Raw genomic sequence first — 3,879 nt, forward strand, 5'->3', positions numbered from 1 at the left:
CACCAAATGGTGACGAACCATCGACACCGCTACCTTCCATCCGGATACGGTCGCCAAAACCCATGAAACCTGTTGTCGCCGGCGCCTTGTCGCGGATCATCTCGATCGCGCGGACTTCCGAGATACAGCTGGAACCGACTTCCGCATAATCGGGATTCGATACCGTGCCCGAGCCGATAATAGTCCCCGCCACCAGATCGCGGGTCAGAGCGGCATGGGCGACGAGATCGTGAAAGCCGAAATCCATCGCCGCGCCATTGGCCGCGCCGAAACGCTTGCCATTCCAGTCAATCTCGAGATCGAGACAGACCCGACCATCTTTCCAGCCGTCGCCCAGTTCATCGGGTGTCACTGCAAAGGGCGCCATTGAACAGGCCGGTTTTGCCTGGACCCAGCCAAAACCGGTCTTCATCTCGATCGGGGCGATCGCGCGCAGCGACCAGTCATTGATCTGGACGATCAGCTTTATATGGGCCATCGCATCCTCGGCGGACGTGCCCATCGGCACATGATCGACGATCACGCCAAATTCACCCTCGAAATCGATGCCATGTTCGATGCTCGGCAAGGGCACATCTTCGGTCGGGCCGAAGAAGCGATCGGAGACGCCCTGATACATCAGCGGCCGGTCACTTTCGATCGGGTCAAGCCCGAACGCGACCTGCATCAAATCGCCGTGGGTGGAAAAGGCCGAGCCGTCGAGCCATTGCCAGCTGCGTGGTAGGGGGGCAGCGAATGCGTCGGATGCGGTAGGCTCCCCCTGTCCTGAAGCCAGCTTCTGCCGTGCCTCTGAGAGGATCGCCTGGCCGGCATCCCAATCTTCCATCAGCTTCAGTAAATTTGGCAACCTATCTCCGATTTTCAGAAAGCGGGTGCCATCGTTCGAAACGACCGCGAGAGCGCCGTCGGGAGTGCCGTCTTTGAGCGTTGCCAGTTTCATTGTTTCAAGCTTTCATCAAATACGCCATCGATCAGGATGAAGGCGATCCGGCAATTTTCACTGGTGCGGTTGGCCCAGCCATGGTTGGTGCCGCGCTGTACGACGATATCGCCGGCGCGTACGGTGGTTTCGCCTTGGTCCATGATCAGCACCAGTTCGCCTTCGAGCACGATTCCGTAGTCGATGGTTTCGGTGCGGTGCATATGGGCATGGCGCGAGCCTTCTCCTTCAAAGGAGGAAGCGTCCGCCGCCCCGATTTCGGCAAAATGGGCTTTTGCCTGTTCGGGCGTCATTTCCGAGAAGCTGTCGTCGTCGGGCGGGATATCGAGAACGCGTATTCTCGTCCCTTTTGCCGGCGGGGCCAGGATGATCCCCTCTTCCGGTGGTTCTCCCGAATCTGCATCAATCGGCGCAGGCGTCGCGCGGGTGTTCCACACTTCGTGGAACAGCGGTCCGGTTTCGCCACCAATTTTCTGGGTGCGCGGCACGCTGCCGTCTTCCTGTATGATCGTCTGACCTTGTGCATTATGGCCGGTAACAACGCGGCGGACGGGTCTCTCGCTCATAGTCTCATTTCCTTCGTTTCAATCTGTTGTCATTCAGAGCTTCGGCGGCGTGAATGCCAGCCCGCGCTCGGCAAGTTCTTGCTGCGCGCGCGCTTCGGTCTGGAGCGCGGCCTGGGCAGAGGGACGCTTGCTCGCCCGTTCATAATGATCTGCAATTGTCGGGAAGGTCGCGGGATCGAAACCGGCGCCGGTGATCCGGAACCAGATCCAGGCCAGATAGGCGTCGAGGATTGACCAACGATCTCCAAAATACCAATCCTGCTTGTCCAGCTGGGTCGCAACTGGTTCCAGTTGCAGTTTCAAAACTTCTTCGGCTTTTGCGCGCACATGCGCAGAAGATGCCGGATCGGAAAGCATCATGCCCGGGATGACGAAACGCGTCACCAAGGGATGCAAGTCACTGGACATTTGGAACAATGACGAGACTAGGGACGCGTCAGCATGAGGATCGCCGGACAGCGGCAACAGGCCAGCTTCGGGATATGTCCGCGCCAGATAGAGCAGGATCGCTCCGTTTTGGGTCAGGACGCCTGCCTCTGTTTGAAGCGCCGGGACTTTGCCCGCGGGATTGATTGCCAGATATTCCGGCTTGCGGTGCTCACCCGCCATGAAAGCGACAAGCCGCGTTTCAAATGGTTGTCCGATTTCTTCCAGCGCAGTGAGCGTGACGCGAGCACAGGTTGACGGAGCAAAATAGAGAATTGGTTTGTTTTCGGTCATGCCGCTGTCATTTCCACTGGCAGCGAAGCCAATGCATGGAGCGTGTTGTTAAGGCGCCGTTCCGGTTTTCCGGTCAGGCGAATGGAGGAAACCTGCCGGGCCAGAGCAGCGCCGATCAGTTCTCCTTCGAGACGCGCGACCATTTGGCCAAGGCACTGGTGGATACCAAATCCGAAACCAACATGGCCACTGACATTGCGGTCTATCCGGAATTGATCGGGATCATCCCATTTGCGCGGGTCGCGATTGGCGGACGCCAGGAACAGCAGAACCTTTGATCCTTCGGGAATATTGGTTCCCGCAACTTCGGTATCCTTTGACGCCGTTCGAAAGAAGGTCTGCACGGTGGAATCCCACCGCAGGCTTTCTTCAAAGGCTCGCAGTGCAAGCTTTGGATTCTCGCGAAGCTTTTGAAATTCGTTCGGGTTTTCTGCCAGCGCCAGGACCATATGAGCGATACCGTTCACCGTCGTGTCGACGCCGGCCGACAGAAATGATCGTACCAGTCGCTCGGCTTCGTCTGCAGTGCAATCGCCGCGATCCGCTGCTTCATATAAGGCCGCACCCCAGCCACCGGGCTTCAGATTCTCGCGCTTGCAGACTTCACCAACCCATTCGATCGCCGCTTCCTTGCCAGCATTGCCTTCTTCGAAAACACGATTGCGGGGGCCAAAGGCGTTGAACACGATCGTGGCATAATCGATCAAGTGCTCCCGCCCCTCGTCAGGCAGGCCGATCGTGTCGGGAAAGATCATCAGTGGAAAGGCTTCTGATAAATCAGGCACCGCGTCAAAGCGTCTCTTCCCGGCCAAAGAGGCAACCAATGCATCCGCCTTTTCCTGCCAGACCGGACGCAGTTCCTTCAGCGCTTTCATCGAAACAATCTTGTTGACGATGGCCCGTGTTCGATCGTGTAGCGGGGGGTCCGCCTCGAGCAGCAACGACGGCGGACGGAACGGTTCTTCTTTCGAGAAATCGGCCAAGCCAACACCGCGCGAGGAGCAAAAGGTCTCGTGATCGCGCAGCGCGGTTTGAACTTCATCAAAGCGGGCCATTGCATAGACGCCCAATGGTTCCAGCCACACAACCGGACCGGCATCGCGCAGCGCGGCATGATGCGCGTAGGGATCGGCGAGAAATTCTTCTGCGAACGGGTCCATGTCCATTTTGGTTATTTGCTTTGACATCATGTTGTTGCCTCAAAGGTTGGTTTACGCGCAAACAGCAGTGCAGCGATGGCGCCAATTGCGATGAGCCCCGCATAGACGGTCAGTGCATTTGCGAGCCCGCCTGTTGCCCGCATAGCCGAAGCCGCGACTATCGGGGCGAGAAACTGTCCCAGGAAAAAGGCGCCTGTCCACATTCCGGTACCCCGGCCACGCATTTCGGCGGGTAGACGGCGCATGGTCCAGGTCAACATATTGGGCAGCAGGATCCCGCTGCCGATGCAGGCCAAAATCGCGAATGCCCCAATCATTGGCAGGATTGAAGAGAGCCCTATGCCGATGTAACCGATGGCTGCGACGGCCAGGCCCAGCGCCAGCAGCATTGGTCCCGCTTTGTCTTTCAGCCTGTCAAACACGAATGTCCCCAGCCCGACGCCCAAATTGGTCCCGGCACCGATCAGTCCGATGATGCCGGGTGATACAGCAC

Annotated in this window: 5 protein-coding genes; all 5 read right to left on the minus strand. The window is 58.1% G+C overall.

Going from position 1 to position 3,879, the window contains the following annotated elements:
* Positions 1-940: fumarylacetoacetate hydrolase family protein (locus WBM93_RS14445; RefSeq protein WP_424432565.1), on the minus strand; the 940-nt coding region annotated here is incomplete at its 3' end.
* Entirely contained in the window at positions 937-1,506 is a 570-nt protein-coding gene (locus WBM93_RS14450) for a cupin domain-containing protein (RefSeq protein WP_424432566.1), read from the minus strand. The genes WBM93_RS14445 and WBM93_RS14450, both read right to left, overlap by 4 nt.
* 33 nt (positions 1,507-1,539) lie before the next feature.
* The gene (locus tag WBM93_RS14455; protein ID WP_424432567.1) at positions 1,540-2,226 is read right to left on the minus strand and encodes a glutathione S-transferase family protein; all 687 of its coding nucleotides are present in this window, start codon (positions 2,224-2,226) and stop codon (positions 1,540-1,542) included.
* Positions 2,223-3,416 (minus strand): cytochrome P450, encoded by a 1,194-nt coding sequence (locus WBM93_RS14460; RefSeq protein ID WP_424432568.1) that lies wholly within the window; start codon positions 3,414-3,416, stop codon positions 2,223-2,225. Before WBM93_RS14460 ends, WBM93_RS14455 begins: the two co-directional genes overlap by 4 nt.
* A partial coding sequence (locus WBM93_RS14465; RefSeq protein ID WP_424432569.1) for an MFS transporter occupies positions 3,413-3,879 on the minus strand: 467 nt, incomplete at its 5' end. The genes WBM93_RS14460 and WBM93_RS14465, both read right to left, overlap by 4 nt.

Origin of the sequence: Parasphingorhabdus sp. (genome assembly GCF_049667325.1) — a bacterium.
Taxonomy (GTDB): Bacteria; Pseudomonadota; Alphaproteobacteria; order Sphingomonadales; family Sphingomonadaceae; genus Parasphingorhabdus.

Coding starts and splice junctions, on each gene's coding strand:
- WBM93_RS14450 (WP_424432566.1), bottom strand. CDS start 1,506: ATGAGCGAGAGACCCGTCCGCCGCGTTGTTACCGGCCATAATGCACAA.
- WBM93_RS14455 (WP_424432567.1), bottom strand. CDS start 2,226: ATGACCGAAAACAAACCAATTCTCTATTTTGCTCCGTCAACCTGTGCT.
- WBM93_RS14460 (WP_424432568.1), bottom strand. CDS start 3,416: ATGATGTCAAAGCAAATAACCAAAATGGACATGGACCCGTTCGCAGAA.